This window comes from Viridibacillus sp. d25.2 (genome assembly GCF_055456015.2).
The window spans coordinates 3,889,196-3,908,980 of the sequence record NZ_CM196652.1; the positions used below are offsets into that span (position 1 = coordinate 3,889,196).

The 19,785-nt window shown below is 32.4% G+C and carries 20 protein-coding genes; 1 reads left to right on the plus strand and 19 read right to left on the minus strand.

Going from position 1 to position 19,785, the window contains the following annotated elements:
• Positions 1–120: 120 nt before the first annotated feature.
• The 6 genes from hpf to ACZLO7_RS19170 all read right to left on the minus strand — a co-directional run bounded on the left by hpf (position 121) and on the right by ACZLO7_RS19170 (position 4,695).
• Positions 121–684 carry a ribosome hibernation-promoting factor, HPF/YfiA family gene (gene hpf, locus ACZLO7_RS19145; RefSeq protein ID WP_464938252.1) on the minus strand — a complete coding sequence of 188 codons (564 nt, stop codon included), beginning with the start codon at positions 682–684 and terminating at the stop codon, positions 121–123.
• A gap of 127 nt (positions 685–811) precedes the next feature.
• Positions 812–1,204: a PilZ domain-containing protein gene (locus ACZLO7_RS19150; RefSeq protein ID WP_464938251.1), complete on the minus strand. Its 393-nt coding sequence runs from the start codon at positions 1,202–1,204 to the stop codon at positions 812–814.
• A 115-nt stretch (positions 1,205–1,319) separates the two neighbouring features.
• Positions 1,320–1,679 carry a flagellar protein FliT gene (gene fliT / locus ACZLO7_RS19155; protein ID WP_464938250.1) on the minus strand — a complete coding sequence of 120 codons (360 nt, stop codon included), beginning with the start codon at positions 1,677–1,679 and terminating at the stop codon, positions 1,320–1,322.
• Positions 1,679–2,083, minus strand: a complete 405-nt coding sequence (fliS, locus tag ACZLO7_RS19160) for a flagellar export chaperone FliS (RefSeq protein ID WP_464938249.1) — start codon at positions 2,081–2,083, stop codon at positions 1,679–1,681. The genes fliT and fliS overlap by 1 nt, the downstream gene beginning before the upstream one ends.
• Positions 2,084–2,119: 36 nt before the next feature.
• A complete protein-coding gene (fliD, locus tag ACZLO7_RS19165; RefSeq protein ID WP_464938248.1) occupies positions 2,120–4,306 on the minus strand; it encodes a flagellar filament capping protein FliD in 2,187 nt (728 codons plus the stop codon).
• 26 nt (positions 4,307–4,332) lie between these two features.
• The gene (locus tag ACZLO7_RS19170) at positions 4,333–4,695 is read right to left on the minus strand and encodes a flagellar protein FlaG (RefSeq protein WP_464938247.1); all 363 of its coding nucleotides are present in this window, start codon (positions 4,693–4,695) and stop codon (positions 4,333–4,335) included.
• Positions 4,696–4,827: 132 nt separating this feature from the next.
• On the opposite strand from ACZLO7_RS19170, the gene ACZLO7_RS19175 reads away from it, so the two are divergent.
• Positions 4,828–5,646 carry a flagellin gene (locus ACZLO7_RS19175; protein ID WP_511261365.1) on the plus strand — a complete coding sequence of 273 codons (819 nt, stop codon included), beginning with the start codon at positions 4,828–4,830 and terminating at the stop codon, positions 5,644–5,646.
• A 74-nt stretch (positions 5,647–5,720) separates the two neighbouring features.
• On the opposite strand, the gene ACZLO7_RS19180 is transcribed toward ACZLO7_RS19175, so the two are convergent.
• The 13 genes from ACZLO7_RS19180 to hag all read right to left on the minus strand — a co-directional run bounded on the left by ACZLO7_RS19180 (position 5,721) and on the right by hag (position 19,676).
• Complete coding sequence (locus ACZLO7_RS19180) at positions 5,721–6,809, minus strand: DUF2920 family protein (RefSeq protein WP_464938245.1); 1,089 nt, start codon at positions 6,807–6,809, stop codon at positions 5,721–5,723.
• Between the two features lie 288 nt (positions 6,810–7,097).
• Entirely contained in the window at positions 7,098–7,793 is a 696-nt protein-coding gene (locus ACZLO7_RS19185) for an acylneuraminate cytidylyltransferase family protein (protein WP_464938244.1), read from the minus strand.
• Between the two features lie 9 nt (positions 7,794–7,802).
• Positions 7,803–8,843: a nucleotidyltransferase family protein gene (locus ACZLO7_RS19190; RefSeq protein ID WP_464938243.1), complete on the minus strand. Its 1,041-nt coding sequence runs from the start codon at positions 8,841–8,843 to the stop codon at positions 7,803–7,805.
• Positions 8,844–8,849: 6 nt separating this feature from the next.
• Positions 8,850–9,515 carry a class I SAM-dependent methyltransferase gene (locus tag ACZLO7_RS19195; protein ID WP_464938242.1) on the minus strand — a complete coding sequence of 222 codons (666 nt, stop codon included), beginning with the start codon at positions 9,513–9,515 and terminating at the stop codon, positions 8,850–8,852.
• Positions 9,516–9,532: 17 nt separating this feature from the next.
• Positions 9,533–10,534, minus strand: a complete 1,002-nt coding sequence (locus ACZLO7_RS19200; RefSeq protein ID WP_464938241.1) for a GNAT family N-acetyltransferase — start codon at positions 10,532–10,534, stop codon at positions 9,533–9,535.
• Complete coding sequence (gene neuB / locus ACZLO7_RS19205) at positions 10,531–11,607, minus strand: N-acetylneuraminate synthase (RefSeq protein ID WP_464938240.1); 1,077 nt, start codon at positions 11,605–11,607, stop codon at positions 10,531–10,533. The genes ACZLO7_RS19200 and neuB overlap by 4 nt, the downstream gene beginning before the upstream one ends.
• Positions 11,607–12,683, minus strand: coding sequence for an aspartate aminotransferase family protein (locus ACZLO7_RS19210; RefSeq protein ID WP_464938239.1), 1,077 nt, complete (start codon positions 12,681–12,683; stop codon positions 11,607–11,609). The genes neuB and ACZLO7_RS19210 overlap by 1 nt, the downstream gene beginning before the upstream one ends.
• 11 nt (positions 12,684–12,694) lie before the next feature.
• A complete protein-coding gene (gene neuC / locus ACZLO7_RS19215) occupies positions 12,695–13,858 on the minus strand; it encodes a UDP-N-acetylglucosamine 2-epimerase (protein WP_464938238.1) in 1,164 nt (387 codons plus the stop codon).
• A 4-nt stretch (positions 13,859–13,862) separates the two neighbouring features.
• Complete coding sequence (locus ACZLO7_RS19220) at positions 13,863–15,017, minus strand: LegC family aminotransferase (protein WP_464938237.1); 1,155 nt, start codon at positions 15,015–15,017, stop codon at positions 13,863–13,865.
• Positions 15,014–16,015: an NAD-dependent 4,6-dehydratase LegB gene (locus ACZLO7_RS19225; protein WP_464938236.1), complete on the minus strand. Its 1,002-nt coding sequence runs from the start codon at positions 16,013–16,015 to the stop codon at positions 15,014–15,016. Before ACZLO7_RS19225 ends, ACZLO7_RS19220 begins: the two co-directional genes overlap by 4 nt.
• Positions 16,008–17,858, minus strand: coding sequence for a motility associated factor glycosyltransferase family protein (locus tag ACZLO7_RS19230; RefSeq protein ID WP_464938235.1), 1,851 nt, complete (start codon positions 17,856–17,858; stop codon positions 16,008–16,010). Before ACZLO7_RS19230 ends, ACZLO7_RS19225 begins: the two co-directional genes overlap by 8 nt.
• Positions 17,859–17,879: 21 nt before the next feature.
• Entirely contained in the window at positions 17,880–18,233 is a 354-nt protein-coding gene (locus ACZLO7_RS19235) for a DUF8042 domain-containing protein (protein ID WP_464938234.1), read from the minus strand.
• Positions 18,234–18,782: 549 nt separating this feature from the next.
• On the minus strand, positions 18,783–19,676 hold the full coding sequence (hag, locus tag ACZLO7_RS19240; RefSeq protein ID WP_464938233.1) for a flagellin Hag: 894 nt from the start codon (positions 19,674–19,676) through the stop codon (positions 18,783–18,785).
• Between the last annotated feature and the right edge of the window lie 109 nt (positions 19,677–19,785).

Consider the following 19,785-nt stretch of genomic DNA (forward strand, 5'->3'; position numbering starts at 1 on the left):
TTGCAATATAAATATTCAATTGGAATAAAAAGGTATTTTTTTACACATATTTTTAAGTAAATCATTTTTTTAATAAAAAAACACCCCTCATTTTAAAAGAGGGGTGTAAAGATTAATTTGTTAGTTAGTTTCAATTAAGCCGTATTTACCGTCGCTACGTTTGTAGACGATGTTCGTACCATCTGTCTCTGCATCTGTAAAGATGAAGAAGTCGTGGCCAAGTAGGTTCATTTGAAGTACAGCTTCCTCATGATCCATCGGTTTTAATGAGAATTGTTTAGTACGCACGATTGTCAATTCGTCCTCTTCCTCGGCAACCGCTGCCGCTGCTGCTGTCGATGATTGAACTGTAGCAAAGTAATAGCCTACACCTTCACCTTCACGGAATTTTCGATTCACTTTTGTTTTGTGCTTACGAATTTGTCGCTCAAGTTTGCCAATAATTAAATCAATTGCAGAATATAGATCTGCATTGCGCTCTTCAGCACGTAATGTTAGGTTTTTCATAGGAATCGTTACTTCAACTTTAGTTGACTTATCATTGTAAACCTTCAAGTTAACGTTAGCTGTTGCTTCGAAATTTTCGTTGAAATAGCGCTCCATTTTTTGAATTTTGCTTTCAACGTACTCTCGCATTGCTGGAGTCACCTCAATATTTTCACCACGAATGTTAAATGTTAGCATGTAAACTCCTCCTTTATTTCAACCATGTCTTACTAATTCTACATTTCCCTAAAAACTCCTTCTTAAACCGGAAAAAACTTTTAAAAATTTTAGGGAATTCGTAGAAATTTGTCGAAACATTGAACACTTAATTCTCAGATGACGTTTTATTTTTAATTACTTCAGTGCGTCGTCTCGCTTTCAGTTCTGAAATAATCATCTCTTCAACCGCTTCATCTTCATCTAGATCAATGCCATAAAGAAATGATCCATGATCAAATTTTTTCCACTTAACTTCACCTAATGTACGAATAGGCCTCGAATAAAGAATAAACGTCAACTCCATTCGAATTAAATAATTCTCCGCAGGTAAATTTAATGATGTCGATAACTTCAAGCCACTCGGACTCATATCTAAAATCAAACAGTCGACTTTACTCGATAATTTACCCTGTTCTTTGCCATCCATACACAAACGAAATTCAGCTTTAACTGGCTCTTGAAGAATATGCCGAAACGACTCTAATCGATTGTATTTCATTAGAACTCACCTTCTCTTTTTATATAAAATCAATTATACATAAATTGTTTATTTTGGTAAATGTATAGGTATAAATGATTACAAAACCCTCCTCATTGAATGAGGAGGGTTGAAATTAATTTTTTCGGTCATAATACATGCCATCCATGGTACGAACAGAGGCATATGGATTCGTGTACTTTTGTTCCGAAGCTTTAGTTGTTTGGAGTTGCTGCATATCAACTTTAATCAAATTTTTCACTTTCAAAAGACGTTCTTGAATTCCTTTATCCAATACAAGAAGATTCTTTAGTAATGGATGATTACTCAATACATCTGGTTCATTTGCTTGTAAAGCATCAATGATGGCTCCACGGGCATCCAATAGAGTATCTATTTTTTCTATATAAGCATCACGGTCTTTATCAGCAGGCAAATTGGTTAAGTGTGAGTAAAGCTGTTCTGAGGCAAGTAACAATTGCTGTACGTTATCCATCAAATCTGATTCCCTGTGAATTGTTGTTGACGATTTAAACGAATAACTTCTTTCCAAGTATCACGGAATTCTACAACATAGCCCTCAACTTCATCAATAATCGCTACATCATTCTTGATATTGGCTTCAACTAACCGACGATTCATATATTCATATAAATTTAGCATCTGTTTAGAAATCTCGATATCCATGTTCAAGGTTGACATTAATTCAGAGATAATCGCTTGCGCTTTTAATAAATTCGTATTCTTCAATTCTACATCTTTAGCCTCAATAGCCAGTTTGCCTTTATGCAAAAACTTAATGCATCCATTATAAAGCATTAACGTAAGCTCACCAGGGGATGCCGTCGTCACACTATTTTGTTTATAGGCTTGATGCGCTGATTGTGCTGCCAAAATCATACAACTCCTTCAAAATGTTTACTACTATTATACCAGTTATTGTCCACTAAATTGGGCAAAATATGACGATTGTGAGTTAGCTTTGTTAATTGCTTGCTCCATGGCAGTGAATTGCTTCCAGTACCGCGTTTCTACGTCTTTTAGGCGTGCTGTTAGAGCGGTGATACGGTCTTCAAAACCAATTAAGCTTTTACCAATTGTGTATTGGCTGTCAGTCATTGTAGCACGACCTGCTTTTTTCTCAATGTTTTTCGTAAAATCATCCATTGAGTCCCGTAAGCGTTTTACGATACCGCGTGTATCTCCATCAGCATCTGTTTTACTACCGGTTTGTGTTAACGTTTTAACAACGCGATCTGGGTCTTCCTCTAAGGCTTTACGTAATTTTTTTTCATCAATTACTAGCTTTCCCCCGTCACTTACTGTACTTGAAGTCGTAATACCCATTTCAAACATTGTGTCGATAACTTTATCGCCAAGGCCATTAACTTGGCTATAAATAGCATTACGCATGTCACCTAAACCACTACGTAAAATTGAATCGCCTCGTAAAAGTCCACTCCGAGCCTTTTCATCCCAAAGTTTTTGTTCACTTTCGGTCATGTCTTTCCTTTGTGCAGCAGTTAATGGTGCATAAGCACGGTATTTTGTTTCTTTTAATTGATCATTAATCCCTGCGATTAAATCGTTATATTTAGAGACGAACTCTTTTATTTTGTCTACCATTGAATCGATGTCTTTGTCTGCTGAAACAGAAATTGCAGATTCACTACCATAAAGTATATTACCCGTACCATCAACTGTAGCATTATAAGTTTCGTTTAAGGTCACTGAATAACCAGAAATTGTAACTGTATTCGATTTACTTGTCATCTCTAAACCATTTACCATATATGCAGAATCAGTTCCGTCTGCAATCGTTTTACCATCGTTACCTGTACTAAATCCTAACTTTTTAAGTACCCCCTCGTTAGCATCTTTTTCAGTCGGAGTTTCTTCATCAGTTTTTTCAGATTTTATACGAATCGCAGCACCATCTATTCCCTGTCCAGTAGAGTTAGCTGTGATGGACATTTTCCCGTCCTCTGTAACAAGAGCTGTTAATCCTGCACCATTTAACTTTTTCATAAATGATTCAATTGTATCTGATTCTTTATATGAAACAGTTGAAGTAGTCATTTTCCCGTTACTACCAATTACTTCCAATTCTAATTTACCATTAGTTATCCCTAACTCTCCTAGAAGAGATTTATCTGTTAAAGTTCCTTTACTACCTCCAGTAGCATACTTTAACTCTGTTGAAGCAACTTTATTCCCTACATCAAAACCAAGTTTTTCTAATGCTTCCTTAGTATTATCATCTGTAACACTAATCTCACTTTTGCCAAAAGAAAACTTTCCATCCTTCAGGGATAATTTAAAATCACTGCCTAATTTATTCATTAAATCTTGAACTGTTGTAATTGTATCTGGATCTGAATTATCAGGGCCTACAGTTAATGTCTTAGTAGTATCTCCTACTTTAAAAGTCAAAGTTCCATTAATCCCTAAAGAAGTAAGATCTGCAGTATTAGCTATATCTACTTTTTTTGAACCACCCACATCAAAAGTATCGCTAAATGATACGCCTAAATTCTTTAATTGATTTTTTGTATTTGCATCATCCACTACTACGTTTGAATTTCCAAACGTTAATTTACCGCCTGATACCTTTAAAACATCGGATCCTAATGTAGTTTGCAAATCAGAAAGTGTTGTGTCTGCATTTAATAATAATGTTTTTTCTTCACCATTAACCTTAATTTTCAATTCTCCAGAAGTTGCCACACCAAAATCCGACAATTTATCATTACTACTGAGCGCATTTTTAGATAGTGTAGCAGTAGTTGTAACTTTTGAAGTTGCTGCAGTTGCCAATTTCCCTATCCCTTGAATATTTAAACTACCACTAGCACCTGAACCTGCGGATACAGAAATAGCCTTACTATTTGACACATTAACTTTGTTTTTCACAAAATTGCTTGATAATAAAAAATTATCGAATAAATAATCACTAAATGTTTTCATTTTTGTATTTATACCGCGATAAGCATCACGTTGCCACTCATATGTTGTTTTCTTTTGATTTAATTTGTCTAGTGGTACACGTTCTGCTGTCATTAACTTTTCTACTAATGCATCAATATCCATCCCTGATGCTAATCCACCTACACGATTTACCATTTATATTTCCTCCTAGTAATCTTTTTTTATATTGTTTCATCTACTACCATTCCTAAATATTTTTGCATTGTGTAATAGGCATCTAACAATTTTTTCGGTGGGATTTCACGTACCACCTCTTCTGTTTTAGCGTCTACTACTTGGACAAAATAGCGATTTAGCCCATCATGTAACACAAATTTAGAACTTTTGTTGTGAAACTCCATAAATTCATTAAGGGCATTTACTGCTCTTTCTAACGTTTCTTTAGTTGGTTGTTCTTCTTGTTGTGACTGCTGTTGTACTTTTATCATTTTCTCCATGTCTTTTCCTTCGACAGTGGATGCCTTAGCTTGTGGTACAACAGTAGTAGTTGAATTCTCCATGGCTGTTTGTGACGATATTCGCATTTAACTCAATCCTCCTACGTGCACAATATTTCTTACTGTTATTATCGGAGACATCTGGGAAACTTTCAGCAAATCTAAAAATTTCACAAGTTTCTGCCGATATTACATTTGAATCAAATATTTCACATGGAGGTGAATAGATTGAGGATACAAGATAAGGCATGGACGACCTTTGCAAATAACCGTGTTCAAAAGAATCAATCTTCAATCACGAAAACACTTGAAAAATTATCAGGTGGAGATAAAATTGTTAGGGCTGCATTAAATGCTTCTGGACTCAGTATCTCAGAAACGATGCGTTCACAGATTAAAGGCCTATCTCGTGCACAACATAATATGCAGGATGGACTATCTGTTTTGGAAGTAACGGATTCTGGTTTACAAGGTGTTGATACAGCTTTACATCGTAGCCGTGAATTAGCAGTTCAAGCGGCAAATGATACATTAACGAAAGATGACCGTATCGCTGCTCAAAAAGAATTAGAACAATTAATGGCATCAATCGACGATACAGCGGATGATTTAGAATTTAATACAAAAAGAATTCTTGGAGAAATTCGCCCTCTATTTATTCAAGTTGGATCAAACTCAGGGCAAAAATTGGCTATCGATACAGTTGATGTGAGTACAAAAGCATTGGGACTTGAAATTGCAAACTTGGAAAACAGTAAAGATGCTGATGCTCTAATAAGTAAAATCGACAAAGCCCTCGAACAAATTTCAAATAACTTATCGAATGTAGGATCTAATTATAATGCATTATCTGCACAGCATGAAAACACAGCACGTTCCGAAGAAAGCCTACAAAAATCTGAATCATCAATTCGTGACCCTGATATAGCACTAGAAATGATGGATTTTATAAAACAAAATATTGTTCAAAAAGGCAATGAATTACTGATTCAAAATACAAATCGTAATGTTCAAGCCGTGTTGGAATTGTTTGAATAAAAAAAAGAAAAATCCTTTAGCGATATCCGCTAAAGGATTTTCCTTAATACATAAAAAAATTCTTAAATCACATTTTAAAGAGTGACATTAAAGAGAGGTAATCCAAAAGAATAATCTACAAAAATATACGTATTGGATAGAATAATCTCGTACTGTGTTCTTTTTTCATTTGTATTATTATGAATACTATGTTTTTTGTTCAAGCTGTAATCAAACAATTCTAAAAAATCGGCATCTAAACCATGTTCTGTGGACTTAAATATTTTCCCATCCACTTTACTATCATCAATTTCTTCAAATTCTACAAAATCCAGGTGAGAAATACATGATTTCTTTGTTGAAATATTCACCAAATTATCATCTGTACCTAAATAAGATATAATTCTTGCACCATTATCAAAATTTCGATACATGTTACATAATAATAATGCGTCTTTATCCTCAATAACTTGTTTGGCTAAATAATCAAACTCAATATTCATAATCAAATTACTTACACGCTGTTGTAGTAATCTATTTGCTGTTAAATAAACTGGTGAGACCCATGCAGAATTATCAATTATTAACGAAAATAGATGTGGTACCAATCTATTGCAGAGATGTAATATATAAGCTCCTTGTGAATGACCATAGCCCATTATCCTATTTTCATTAAACTCCAAATTATTTTCTTTGAGCAATATTTTCATTGCCTCAATTGCTGTAATTACATCAATTGCTTGCATGAAACTCATATCAGCAAAATGTTCTAAAGATTCCTTTGTACTCGCTAAAACATTTATTACAGCATTTTTTTTTATTAATATAGGCATAATTTGTGTTTCATCTTGTTTAATAACATCTAGTTCCTGATTCGAAAAATAATGAGACATTTCATTTAAGCTTTCTTTGAATCGAAATTGCTCTACTGACTGCATAAATTCGCTACCAAAATAATCACATTGTATAGTAATTAAATTATATTGGTTTGCAAAATGCCCTCTCATTTTTTTATAAACTTTAGAATCAATATGTCCACCAAAACCTGGAACAAAAATTATTAAGCCTGTGTCACTATTAGTCCCTGCATCAGGGATTGCAAAATCTATTCTTAAATCACGGCCACTATTACCAGTATAAATATTATGATGTGCTGGTATTTTTATGCTTTGATGTTCAGTCATAATCTTTTACTCCAATTTTTCATTTTCTTAATAATTTCAATTATTTCTTATATACGGGTCAAATGTAGTAGTAAAAATAAAGCTAATATAGAACATTTTCAACACTTTGACTGATATATCTTTCATTATGTAAAATAACACGAGATCCACGAGTAGTCTCAAAAGAGATTGGATATAGAGTAAAATGAAATCAGTTCTCAGTCCGACTTCAACCTAATTTCTCAAACATATCGCCTATTCGTCACAACACTTGTAATATTTTTGAAAATTAGAATCAATATAACTCTATCATGTTTTAGGTTCTTGCCTTTCTTTTATCAAAGATTCACAAATCATGAAATCCACTAAATTATCAATATCATATGAGTGCTCCTTACTCATTTCAAATCCAACTGTTTCATTCGTGATGAATGTTTGTTCCTCCAGAATACCTTTTGTTTTAGCTATATAAATTGCGCCATTTAAAGAATATATTAGTGGTAAATCTTGACGTCTTGTAAGAGTAGATTCATTTGGAAATAATGGCTTTAGGTTTTTTTCTTTATTCAGCTTAAACATCCAATAAGGTGAATTTGAAGACTCTACAATACTGACGCAAAAGTCGCTATTAGATTCAAGTAACTTTTCAATAGCATTATCAATATCATCTACGGTTCTCAAAGGAGAAGTTGGTTGTAGTAATATTACGTAGTCATAGCCAGGACATTGATTAATAGCATGTAATACGGGTTCTATACCCGGGGTTGTATCTTTTGCTAATTTAGAAGGTCTTACAAAAGGCGTCTCACATCCATACTCTTTTGAAACATTGATAATTTCTTTATCATCTGATGATAAAATAATTCTTGTTAAATACTTTGATTTTTTTGCTTCTTCAATCGTCCAAGCAATTAGTGGCTTTCCTGCTAAAGGTTTAATATTTTTCCGCGGAACACCTTTAGATCCACCTCTTGCGGGAATTATTGCTAAAAATGTTGGTATCATAATACGCATTTACTCCTTATAATCCTCATTCGCTCTTTCAAAGTCTGCCATTTGGCCTATATCCAACCAATATTCACGGACTGGAAAAGCTACTGTTTTTTTATTTTTTGCAATAATATTCGAAAATAATTCAGGCATATCATAAAATTCATTTTTAGGGATACAATCAAATACCTCAGGGCTCAATACATAAATTCCTGCATTTACAAAGCTTTTATGCATTGGCTTCTCTTTTATAGCCATTAATTGTTGTCCCTCCGTCTCAATTACCCCATACGGTATTTGATATTCATATTCGCGCACACACATAGTTGCTGAAGCTTCATTTTCTTCGTGAAACTGCATTAACTGTTCAAAATTTACCTGAGTTAATAAGTCCCCATTCATCACAAAAATAGGTTTTTCAGGATTTTTATTCAATAAAGATAATGCACCAGCAGTACCTAATTTTTTTTGTTCTTCAATATAAGTTATCTGGACATTCCACTTTCTTCCGTCCTGGAAATATTCTTTAATGATTTCTTTCTTATAATTTACGCATATAATAAAATTTTTGTATCCATGACAATTGAATCCCTCAATAATAGTTTCAAGTATTGGTTTACTTCCTACATTCAGCATTGGTTTGGGAGTATGATTTGTTAATGGTCTTAATCGCGCCCCTAAACCACCAGCCATCAAAACAACTATATTATCTTTCTGATTCTGAGAATAGAAATCCTCTAAAAAAATTATATCTACTACTATATTATTTTCATTTACAACAGGTAATTGCCGTAAATTTTTTCTTTTCATTAAGTCTTTATAATTTTTTTCCTTTTCACCTTTTTTGATAACTATAGGTTTTTCATTCATGACCCTACAAATAGATTCTTCAAATGAAATTCCTTTTAATATTCCTCTTCTTATATCTCCATCGGTAATAGTACCTAATAATTGCTCATTATCATCTACTACAACAGCAAATTGTCGAGATGTTTCTTCAATGATTTGCATTGTTTCAATTATTGTATGAGACTTATTAACAAGTATTTTTTTCCATTTCTCCATCATATATCACCATTTTTCTGCAGTCGCTATCCACTCTATAACTCTATCATCTAAATTATTATAGGTTCTTTCTAATTTCTCAATTTCCAAAATATCGAAACTTGACAGTAGACAACGTACATCATCCAGTGTAGCAAACCTTGTAAAACCTTTACCTTGCATAGGTCCTACAGCTGGTAACCATGCGTTATATCCAACAGATAATCCAGTTTTATCTCCATAACACTCGGTTGCAAATTGTCGAGTATAAACTTTTCCTCCTTTTTTTAAAACTCTATAAATTTCACTGAAAATTTGTTGAGAATTTTCAAATGTATTTGCGTAAATAGCTTCAACATCGATTACTGCATCAAAAAAATTATCTTGATATGGTAATTTTATTATATCTCCTACTGAGAGTTCTCCAGTCCAACCAAGAACTTCTTCATCTAATCTATTAATAGATTTACTAATAGCAGTTTTTGATCCATCAACACCATAAACTGCAAATCCTTCTCTGGCAATGTACCATAGATTAGCCCCAGTCCCACATCCCACTTCTAATATTTTTATTTGCTTTCTATTCTTTTTTTGATAAAAATTACGAGCAATAAATCTAATTAAATCCTCAGAGGGATATTTTCCCCACTCTTGCTCATTAAAGATAGTTTCCCATTTTTTATCCCATGACATTAGTTTTCTCCCCCAAATCATCTATAAAATAGTATCTTTTCAGAATTAATATCATTATTTTTTGAATTAATTTGGTTCATTTTTATTTGTTGATAAACCTTTTCATTGAATATATAGTTCCCTATGTAAAATGATTCCATTTCTTTTGAGAATCCTTTTTTAAAAAACAGTAGTGAGTCTTCTTTTTTGAAAGTAGTTCCTCCACCTAGATACATCTTTTTATATCCTTTTTCTTTTGAAAATTTAGCTATTTCATACAATAGAAGATTGGAAGCATTTAATTGTTTACCTTCTTCATTAGAAGCCGATAAATGATACTCTGCAATATCACCACATGTAAAAAAGATTGCTGAACCTACTATCTCTTTATCGGCATTTAGTACACTTACTAAATGGGTATATTCATTATTTAGCAATTTCATGTAATATTCTTGACTAAAAAAGTAATCAATTCCTGCACCTTTTTCCTTCATTAGGGAATTATAAATTTTAATATACGCAGAAAGATATTTTGGAGACTTTGAGAACACAACACTAGCCCCGCTTTTATGTGATTTACGGATAGCTGTTCTAACTCTCGTACTAAAGCTCTTTAATAAATCGACTACTGTTAAATCAATATAAATTGTTTGTCTGTTATTTATAACTTTTCCATAATAATTTATATGATTTTTTAGAAGTGGATGAAAACGAATAAACTCTACTATTACATTATTTTCGGTACACCATGTTAAATACGAATCAATTACTTGTCTTAGAAAACATTGACTTCCAATACAAATTGGTCCTCCGTATCCATATGCAGATTGAATATCTTTATATGACGTATCCATTACAACCCCAATTTGAAAAGCATGGTAAAATATATTTTCATCTTGCATAATTGCAAAGAAATATGGTTCCACATCACCTTTAGCCTTAGCATCCAAAATTACATAATCAGGATGAAGATAAAGAGATTTCTGTGCATCTGGTATTTTGTCAAAGATCTTTACGGCTTCCTTGTAAGAGACAATCATACTAGTTTAATCTCTTCATCTTCTTTAAAAGCATGTATTGCACGATGAGATTGAATGTCCCAAAAAAAGTAAGGGGATATTCCGCTACCAGGACGTTTAAATGTTATATTATCTGAAGAAAATTTTTCTCCCACTAGAATTTCCTTTTTAGCTACTAAACTTTTTCGTGCAATATTTATATTTTTTAACTCTGATTTTGATGGGATTTTAATTCCATTTCCTTTAGCATTTTCCACAAGTCGAATGTTTTCTACCATTGCAATTAATTCCTCAGGTGTAAGCGATGCAATATGATCTGGACCATCTGCTTGTTTATCAAAAGTAATATGTTTTTCAATAACTGTAGCACCTAGTGCAACAGCAGCGGTAGTTATTGCAATTCCTTCAGTATGATCAGAATATCCTACAGGTAAACCAAATGCTGATCTCATACTATTCATAGCCAATAGATTCACATCTTCTACCGGAGCAGGATATTCGGTTGTACAATGTAGTAATGTTACATGTTTATTTAATATACTTTGCCCTTCATTAGATATGTAAGCGGTTTGAAAAGCCTCAATTGAAGGCTCCTTTTGTTCATTTAATAAACCAAAAGCTAAAACACCTAACGCATTTTGAATTTCTCCAAGTGTAGCCATTCCTGTTGAGAGAATTATTTTAGGGGATTTTCTAGCAATACTTAATAATAATGGGGCATTAGTAATTTCGCCCGAGGGGATTTTAATTGTCTGCATTTGAATATCCTCTAATAAAAAAATAGCACTATCGATATCAAACGGGGTAGATAAAAATTCAATGCCTTTTTTAGAACAATAGCTTTTCAATTCTTTGAAATCATCAAAAGATAATTCTAATTTTTTCACCATTTCAAATTGAGATTCGTCGTTACCAGTATTAGTAATTTGATATTCAGCTTTAGGAGCTTTTGCACTAATTACATTTTCAGTTTTAAATGTTTGAAATTTCACAGCATCCACTTTTGCCTCTACAGCAATATCTATAAGTAATTTCGCTAATTTCATATCTCCATTATGATTAACTCCTGCTTCAGCAATAATATATGTACCCATTATTTTTCCACCTTTAAATAAAATTGATTAATAATTTTGATTAAATATAAAATATGTTCTTCATTCATTCTTTGATCAATAGGTAAAGTAATAATACTTGCACTTAATTTGTCATCATTTTCATCCATTGCATAACTAATATTCCAATGGATGGGACAAAATATATTATGTTGCATTAGATAACTACGCAAGTTATTTCTCATTCCATTATAAACAACCAGTGGATAACCCAAAGGAACTTCCCATTCTTCAAGTTTATGAAACATAGCATGTAATTTATTTTTTAACGACATGTTTTCTTGTAGCGCTAAATTTAATAGTACCCAATTTTTTTTACGTGAATTACAATATTCATTAAAATCTATTCTTTCCATTAAAAATATAGATAATTGTGACATCTGATGTGGAATAATGCGATTGTCTAAACTACACTCAGAAGATTTCAATAAATTCAAAAAACATGAAGAATCTTCTGTTAAGGAACGAATAATTTTCCCTTTTACTTGATTATTCAAAAACTCTTCATTGTATCTATCAATTGAATTACCAATTATAAATTTATTTTTACCAATAAGTAATGCACCATCTGGTTGTGGAGTAAATTTTCTATAGCTATATACAATATAATCAGAGTTATTTTGAGGGAGAACTGTAAAAGCTGCTTGAGCACAATCTTCAATTACATAGAATGTATTTTCCTTCTTTTTTTTGCTAATCCAATTACTCACTGAATAATTATAATGCCCAAAATAATTTACAAATAAAAACACTTCACCATTAAGTGTTTCAGGTAAAAAAGTAGGAGTTTGCAAATCATATCCCATTGAATAATACTTAACTTGAAAATTACATTCAATGAATGGTTGCTTAACTGCATCGCAAATAAATGAAGGCAAATAGGCTATCTTTTTACCCTTACGTTTCTCTATATCTTTTAATGCCAAATAAAGTGCCGATCGGCCAATATCAGTCCAAATTATATGTTCATATTCTCGTGTTAACTCTGTTATCTCACGCTTTTTGGTGGATAACAGCAGAGAAGTATCAATCTCAATATCTCCACCAATTCGATACAAATTAAATCATCCTATCTATTTACATTATCGTAGAATTTCTTTTTTAAAATTCCATTTAAAGAAATATTTTTTAATATTTCTTTAATCTCTTCAGAAGTAGACTCTCCATCGTACTTTAATTTAATATCAGTTAATTGTCGTTGGAATTTTTCTGATATAGCATTACGAATAGCATCTGAAATTTCCCTAACGGAAGTACCACAATCAATAATACTAGTAGCTTTTGAACGCCCCTTTTGCCTATCACCAATATTGACAGTCGCAACTTTCATTACAGGCGCCTCTACGATACCACTTGAAGAGTTTCCTATTACAACTGAACTGTATTTTAATGTACTAAGATATCTTAGTTGCCCTAGGGAGAAGTAGACTCTCACTCTTTGTGGATGTTTTAGCGCGTAATTATCAATTAATTCATTGATTTTCCTACCATCTGTATCAGCATTTGATTTTGTAAATATTACAGGATATGTTGGAAATTCATCTAATGCTGCTAGCAAGTTCTCCATTTGCTCCTCAGCAATATTATTCTCCAATGTTGCAGGATGAAAAGTTACCAAAAATATTCTTTCTACTTTCATTTGATAAAAATATTGTAATTCATCTAGAGAAAGTAGCTTCATTTTCCTTATATTCTCGACACCTGGATCCCCAACATTAAATACCTTATTCGGCTGTTCCCCAAGTTGAATAATCCGATTACGATATTCTTCATTAGCAGGAAAATGAATATGACTCATTTTTGTAATCGAATGCCGAATTGCTTCATCAATTACACCTTCAGTTAGTTCTCCACCTGAAATATGAGCTACTGGCATTCTCATAATTAACGCAGTTTGAGCAGCTGCAAAGATTTCAAACCTATCTCCTAATAGGACAATAAGATCTGGTTGTAAACGTTCAAATGCTGTTGAAAAACCAATCGTTCCTAATCCAAGAGATTTTGTAATAGCAATAGTAGTATCTCCTGAGATGAGCATTTCTACTTTTTCATCGATTTTAAAACCATCTTCTTCAATTTGTTGATAGGTCAAACCAAATTCAGGGGATAAATGCATCCCTGTTACTACTACTTGTAAAATTAAAGAAGCATCTTCCTTGATTTCATTCATTAGCCTAGAAAGTAAGCCATATTCTGCTCGTGTTCCAGTAACAACACATATTTTTCGTTTCAAATATTTACCCCTCTTTTATCGGTGTACTCGGAATATTAATAATTTTCTCGCTCAAACTTTCAATGGTTGATAAATCAGATTTTGGACATTCTATATAAGGTTTTAAATAGTGCATTGGTGTCCAAATCGGGCGACTCATTATACCGTTTTTATTTAAGAAGTTTAGCACTTCACCTCTAACTAATTTATCATCTAAAATTAATGTTTGTAGCCAGTAGTTACTTAATGTGTCTTTTGGTTCTTTAAAAAGTGTAACACCTTCTAACGGAGCAACTATCTTTTCATAAAAAGCTGTTAATGTTCGCTTCTGTTCAATAAATTGTGATATCTTCTCAAGCTGTGCACAACCCAATGCCGCATTAATATTTGGCAAACGATAATTATAAGCTACTTCATCGTGCTCGTATTCCCAACAATGCGGTACTTTTGCTGTTGTTGTAATATGTTTAGCATAGTTTGCTAGCTCTTCATCGTCGGTCAAAATGGCACCACCACCACCTGTTGTGATGATTTTATTACCATTAAAGCTAAGCGCACTTACTTTACCAAAACCACCTGTATGCTTCCCTTTATAGTAAGATCCTAATGATTCTGCAGCATCCTCTACTAATACTAAATGATATTTTTCACAGACCAATTGTAATTCTTCTAGTTCAACAGGATGTCCAAAAGTATGCATCGGAACGACAGCTCGAATGACACGACCTGTTTCTTTATTGATTAATTGTCCATTTTTCACTTTGCCAATTGCTAGGATATGTGTTTCTAACTTTTGAGGATCAAGACCAAATGTTTTTTCAGAAACATCGACAAAATGTGGAACCGCTCCTATATAAGACGTCGCATTCGCAGTGGCAATAAATGTCAAAGCAGGCATGAAAACTTCTTCATTTGCTTGTACACCTGCAATTTTTAACGCAATATGTAATGCAGCTGTACCATTCATGACGGCAACAGCACGTTTTACACCTGTAAAGCGTGCTAAGTCCTCCTCAAAGCGTGTCACATATGAACCAACGGACGATACCCACCCAGTTTGAACACAGTCTGTAACATACTCTAACTCTTTGCCATTGAATGTGGGTTCATGCAGTGGCACAAAATCCTTCTTATAATGCTCTTTAATCTGTTTTGTGAATCCTAACCATTGAGTGTTCATATATTATATACATCTGCCTTATATTGAGCTAAATTCTTCGGATTAGTAAACCATTCAATCGTTTCTTCTAAGCCCCGGCGGAAGCCATCCTTACTACCATACTTTGGTTGCCAGCCAATTAATTCTTTAGCTTTTTTATTTTCAGCCCATAGGCGATTTACTTCACTTTTTTCTGGACGTAAACGCTGTTCGTCTGTTTCAATTGTTAAATTCACACCCATAATATCAGCAATCATTTTAGCTGTTTCCCCTATCGATACTTCATAATTTGAGCCCACGTTAATGACTTCACCTAATGATTTTTCAGACTCCATAACCGAAATAAAGCCACCAACTGTATCCTTCACATAGTTGAAGTCACGTGTTGGACTAATAGCGCCTAATTTAATTACCGTTTTACCATTAGCTAGTTGGCTAATAATTGTCGGAATTACTGCACGTGCTGATTGACGAGGACCGTATGTATTAAAAGGACGAATCACTGAAACTGGTGTATCAAATGAACGATAGAACGACAATGCCATTTGGTCTGCACCAATTTTAGAAGCAGAATATGGTGACTGTCCTTGTAAGGGATGGTTCTCGTCAATCGGTACATACTGAGCTGTTCCATAAACTTCACTAGTAGACGTATGCACCACCTTTTCCAAACCTAACTCGCGTGCAGCTTGTACAATATTAAGCGTCCCATTTATATTTGTATCAATATACGTAGCAGGTGAATGGTATGAATAAGGAATGGCAATAAGCGATGCTAGGTGCAATACATGGGTACAACCTTTCATCGCTTCTTTTACTCCAAAAGGGTCACGGATATCACCAGAAAATATATCCAATGAATTTTTAATATCTTTTGAGGTTTGGTCTAGCCATCCCCATGAATTGAAAGAATTATAGTAAACAAAAGCACGTACATCGTAACCTTGTCTTACTAATTCCTCTGTTAAATGAGAGCCGATGAAACCATCTGCTCCGGTTACTAGGATTTTTTTAGTCATTTATTCGTACACCTTTTTTCTTCATTTCTTGTTCAAATTCTTTAAAAATTGGCTTTATAAATTCATAATTACTTCTGATTACCTTTAAAAAGTCCCCAAAGTTATCCAACACTTGAGTTGCCTTCTTGCGTATATTTTTTTCCTCTTTAATAAATTTAGATTTTTCATAGAGAATATCATTTTTTACACTTACCATCGGTTCTATAATTGAACTATAAAAATCATTACTTTTTATTGCAGATAAAGATTTGTCGAAATCAAGAAAAAGTAGTTCCATTTTAGACAATTTGTTATTATCTAAGGATTTTTCTATTTCCTGCAATTTATTTAAAGCTTCATTTATTTTATTTGGTAATTCATTTAGCATTTCGTTTAAAAGATTTACTTTATTTTCAATATGATTTAGATTATAGCTCGGTCTTGCTAGGTACCAATATTCATCAATAATATTATCTATGTATAGGTCTTCTTCAATTACTTTTTCAAGATACTTAAAAGTTGTCCCTTTAATATTCGCACCATGCTGAGTAGTATTAATGATACTTGTATAAGAATTTTGAGATAAAAAATATTCAAAGTTATTTTTCATGGATATATATCCCATTGATGAAGCAACTTTATTACCATTGACATCGTCTATCATAATTATTTCTTCTAATTCATTGTCACTTAATTTATTCTCAATAAATTCATAATTAATACCTTCTGCATATCGTTTATTATTAAGGTAAGCAAAATTTTGTCCAACTAATATTACTTTAGATACCCCCAAAGATAATAACAATTGTAATGTAACAATAGCTATAGAAGGTGCATCTAATACTATTTCAATATTCTCTCTATTATCGATTAATTTTTCTGAAATTCTATCTTGGCTTGTAATCATATGGATTAATGGACCTTGATAATTTTCCAAAGTTTCAAATCCAACTGAACTTCCAAAAATCAGGGGTATCGTTGTAATATCCCTTTCCTTAACTTTATCAAAGACAAACTGATTTTCCATTGATGGATCATAAGTACAAGCTGCATCAGGAAATATATTATTTTCGATCAATGTATTAATAGCAGATCCCACAGAAAATATATATGCTAGTTTATGTTTTTTTATATATCGTAGCCTGTCTAATTCTAACATTAATGATGGTCCTGCTGACACTAAGATAGCTGGTTTATTTTTAATAAACTCCCGATCAATATCCCTAAGAATATTTGGTGTTTCAATTAATTTAGGGAAATTTAGCATTGAATTAACTATCCATCTTTTTTGAAAAGTTGAATCAATGGCAAAACTCCTTTTCTTATTTTTCAGGTCATTTACTATTTTTGTTAATTCGTGTTCGATTGTATTTGTATAAATTCTTTTTGTAAATGGTAGCTTGATAATTAATGTTTTCTTAATAAATAGTACTGATTTTGCATCAATATTATCTAATTCAGATGCTTGACTAAATATTAAATGACATCTATTTGAAACTATATGTTTTGAAAATGGCATTTGAAAAAAGCTTTTTAATATATCTAAATTAGGTTCATATATAGAAAATTCAATCCCTGGATATTTATCTACTATCTTTTTAATATGATACCCTAATCCAGTCCCTACAAATAAGACATGTTCGTATTCATGTATATTTGAAAATTGCTCTATATAAATATCTGCCTCTTTTAGTGGATTATACTTACTATGAATATAAATAGCTTTTTCATTTGTGACATATTTTAAAGTTTTCTCATTGTTTTTCGCCGCTTCTATTAATACATTATTCTTAATTTTATTGTTCATCATCTTTTCATAGAGTTCAAAGTTTTTCTCTTTTAATATATCGTAAATATTCCTCATTCTAAACTAACCCCTATATTTTTAGTTGCTGACTAATGTGAATTTACGTAATTTCGCTTGGTCAAATATTGGTTTGATTTCATATTCTAATAAATCTGCCACAAGTACATAATCATTATTTTCTAACGCGTGATTAATTTCAACTAGAAACTCGTTAGCTCTTTGCATAGAACTTTCTATAGAATATTGATGTCCTAACATAATATCTTCAACCCTCAATATCCAATTAAGACCTTCTGTAAAATTTAGTATATTCAAGAGTGCTTTTTGTGTTTTTTCCTGTTGTATTAAATCTGCAATAACAGTGCAACCTTCCCCCACTTTTTTCACATAATCATAATACGAATTTTGTATTTCTATTATTTCTATATTCATTTCATTATCCTCTTTTCTATTACTGGAATCATTAACTTTTTAATATATTTAATATCGGTTATTCTAGTAAAAAATAAAGTCTATATAATATTTATTGAGATATACAAAGAAGATTCAAAAAATACTCATCATACTATGATTATAAAAAAGTTCTTTATAGAAGTATTTTAATATTAATATGTATTATTTGAGAATATGATTTCCTCAAACTTTGATTAATTTTGTGTAATTCCCCAGAGTTGCTATATGCACTCTTTATCGTTAACTGACAAACAAAATACATGACTACCAAACATAATAGTTCAGCCAATTTAAAGTAATTCTTTATTCGTATTCGTAAATATTGAATAGCGTAAATTATTCATTTCCAACAATTAATAGGATATTATGTAAAAAATAATAAAGTCCCTAATTCAATTATCAATAAACATAGAAATACAAAATTATATTCATTCTTAGTTATTATTGATATCATGCCTCTTATATTTTTAATATAAAACTAAAAAAGAAGTCAAACTCAATTTGAGTTTGACTTCTTTTTTTAAAAGATTATTGTAATAATTGAAGCACACCTTGTGGTTGTTGGTTTGCTTGAGCTAACATAGATTGTGCTGCTTGAGTTAAGATGTTATTTTTAGTGAATGCCATCATTTCTGCAGCCATATCTGTATCACGGATACGTGACTCAGCAGCTGTTAAGTTTTCTGATGATGTTCCTAAGTTATTAATTGTATGTTCTAAACGATTTTGGTAAGCACCTAGTTTTGAACGTTCTTTTGAAACTGTCTCTAATGCAGTATTAATATCCGTAATTGCAGCATCTGCGCCAGATTGTGTTGAAATATTAATACCTGTATCAGTTTTTGCTTGTGTGATTTTACCGCTAGCATCTGCACCAGCCTTCGCATTAGTTCCTGATCCATCTTTCGCCACACCTAAAGTAACAGCATCCATTGCGCCAACTGTTAATTTTACGTTTTGTCCTTCGTTAGCACCAATATGGAATGTTAAATCTGTACCACTGAATGAACCATCAGTTAACTTTTTAGTGTTGAATTCTGTGTTATTAGCAATACGTGTAATTTCTGAAGCTAATTGGTTTACCTCATCTTGAAGGTTGGTACGATCAGTGTCTGTATTTGTATCATTCGCAGATTGTACAGCTAATTCACGCATACGTTGTAAAATTGAGTGAGTTTCGTTAAGTGCACCCTCAGCAGTTTGGATAAGAGAGATTGAATCTTGAGAGTTTTTAGTAGCCATGTCAAGACCGCGGATTTGTCCACGCATTTTTTCAGAGATAGCAAGACCAGCTGCGTCGTCTCCAGCGCGGTTGATTTTGTAACCTGAAGATAATTTTTCTAGGTTTTTAGCTGATTGTGCATTGTTAAAACCTAAGTTACGGTGTGTGTTTAAAGCTGAAATGTTGTGTTGAATTCTCATTGTGAGATTCCTCCTTGAAATTGTTTTATTTTTTCCACATCCATGTGGATTGCTTAGCTAGTGGTTCGCTTATGCTTACCTCCTGCTTTACACTTCTTATATCGTACCT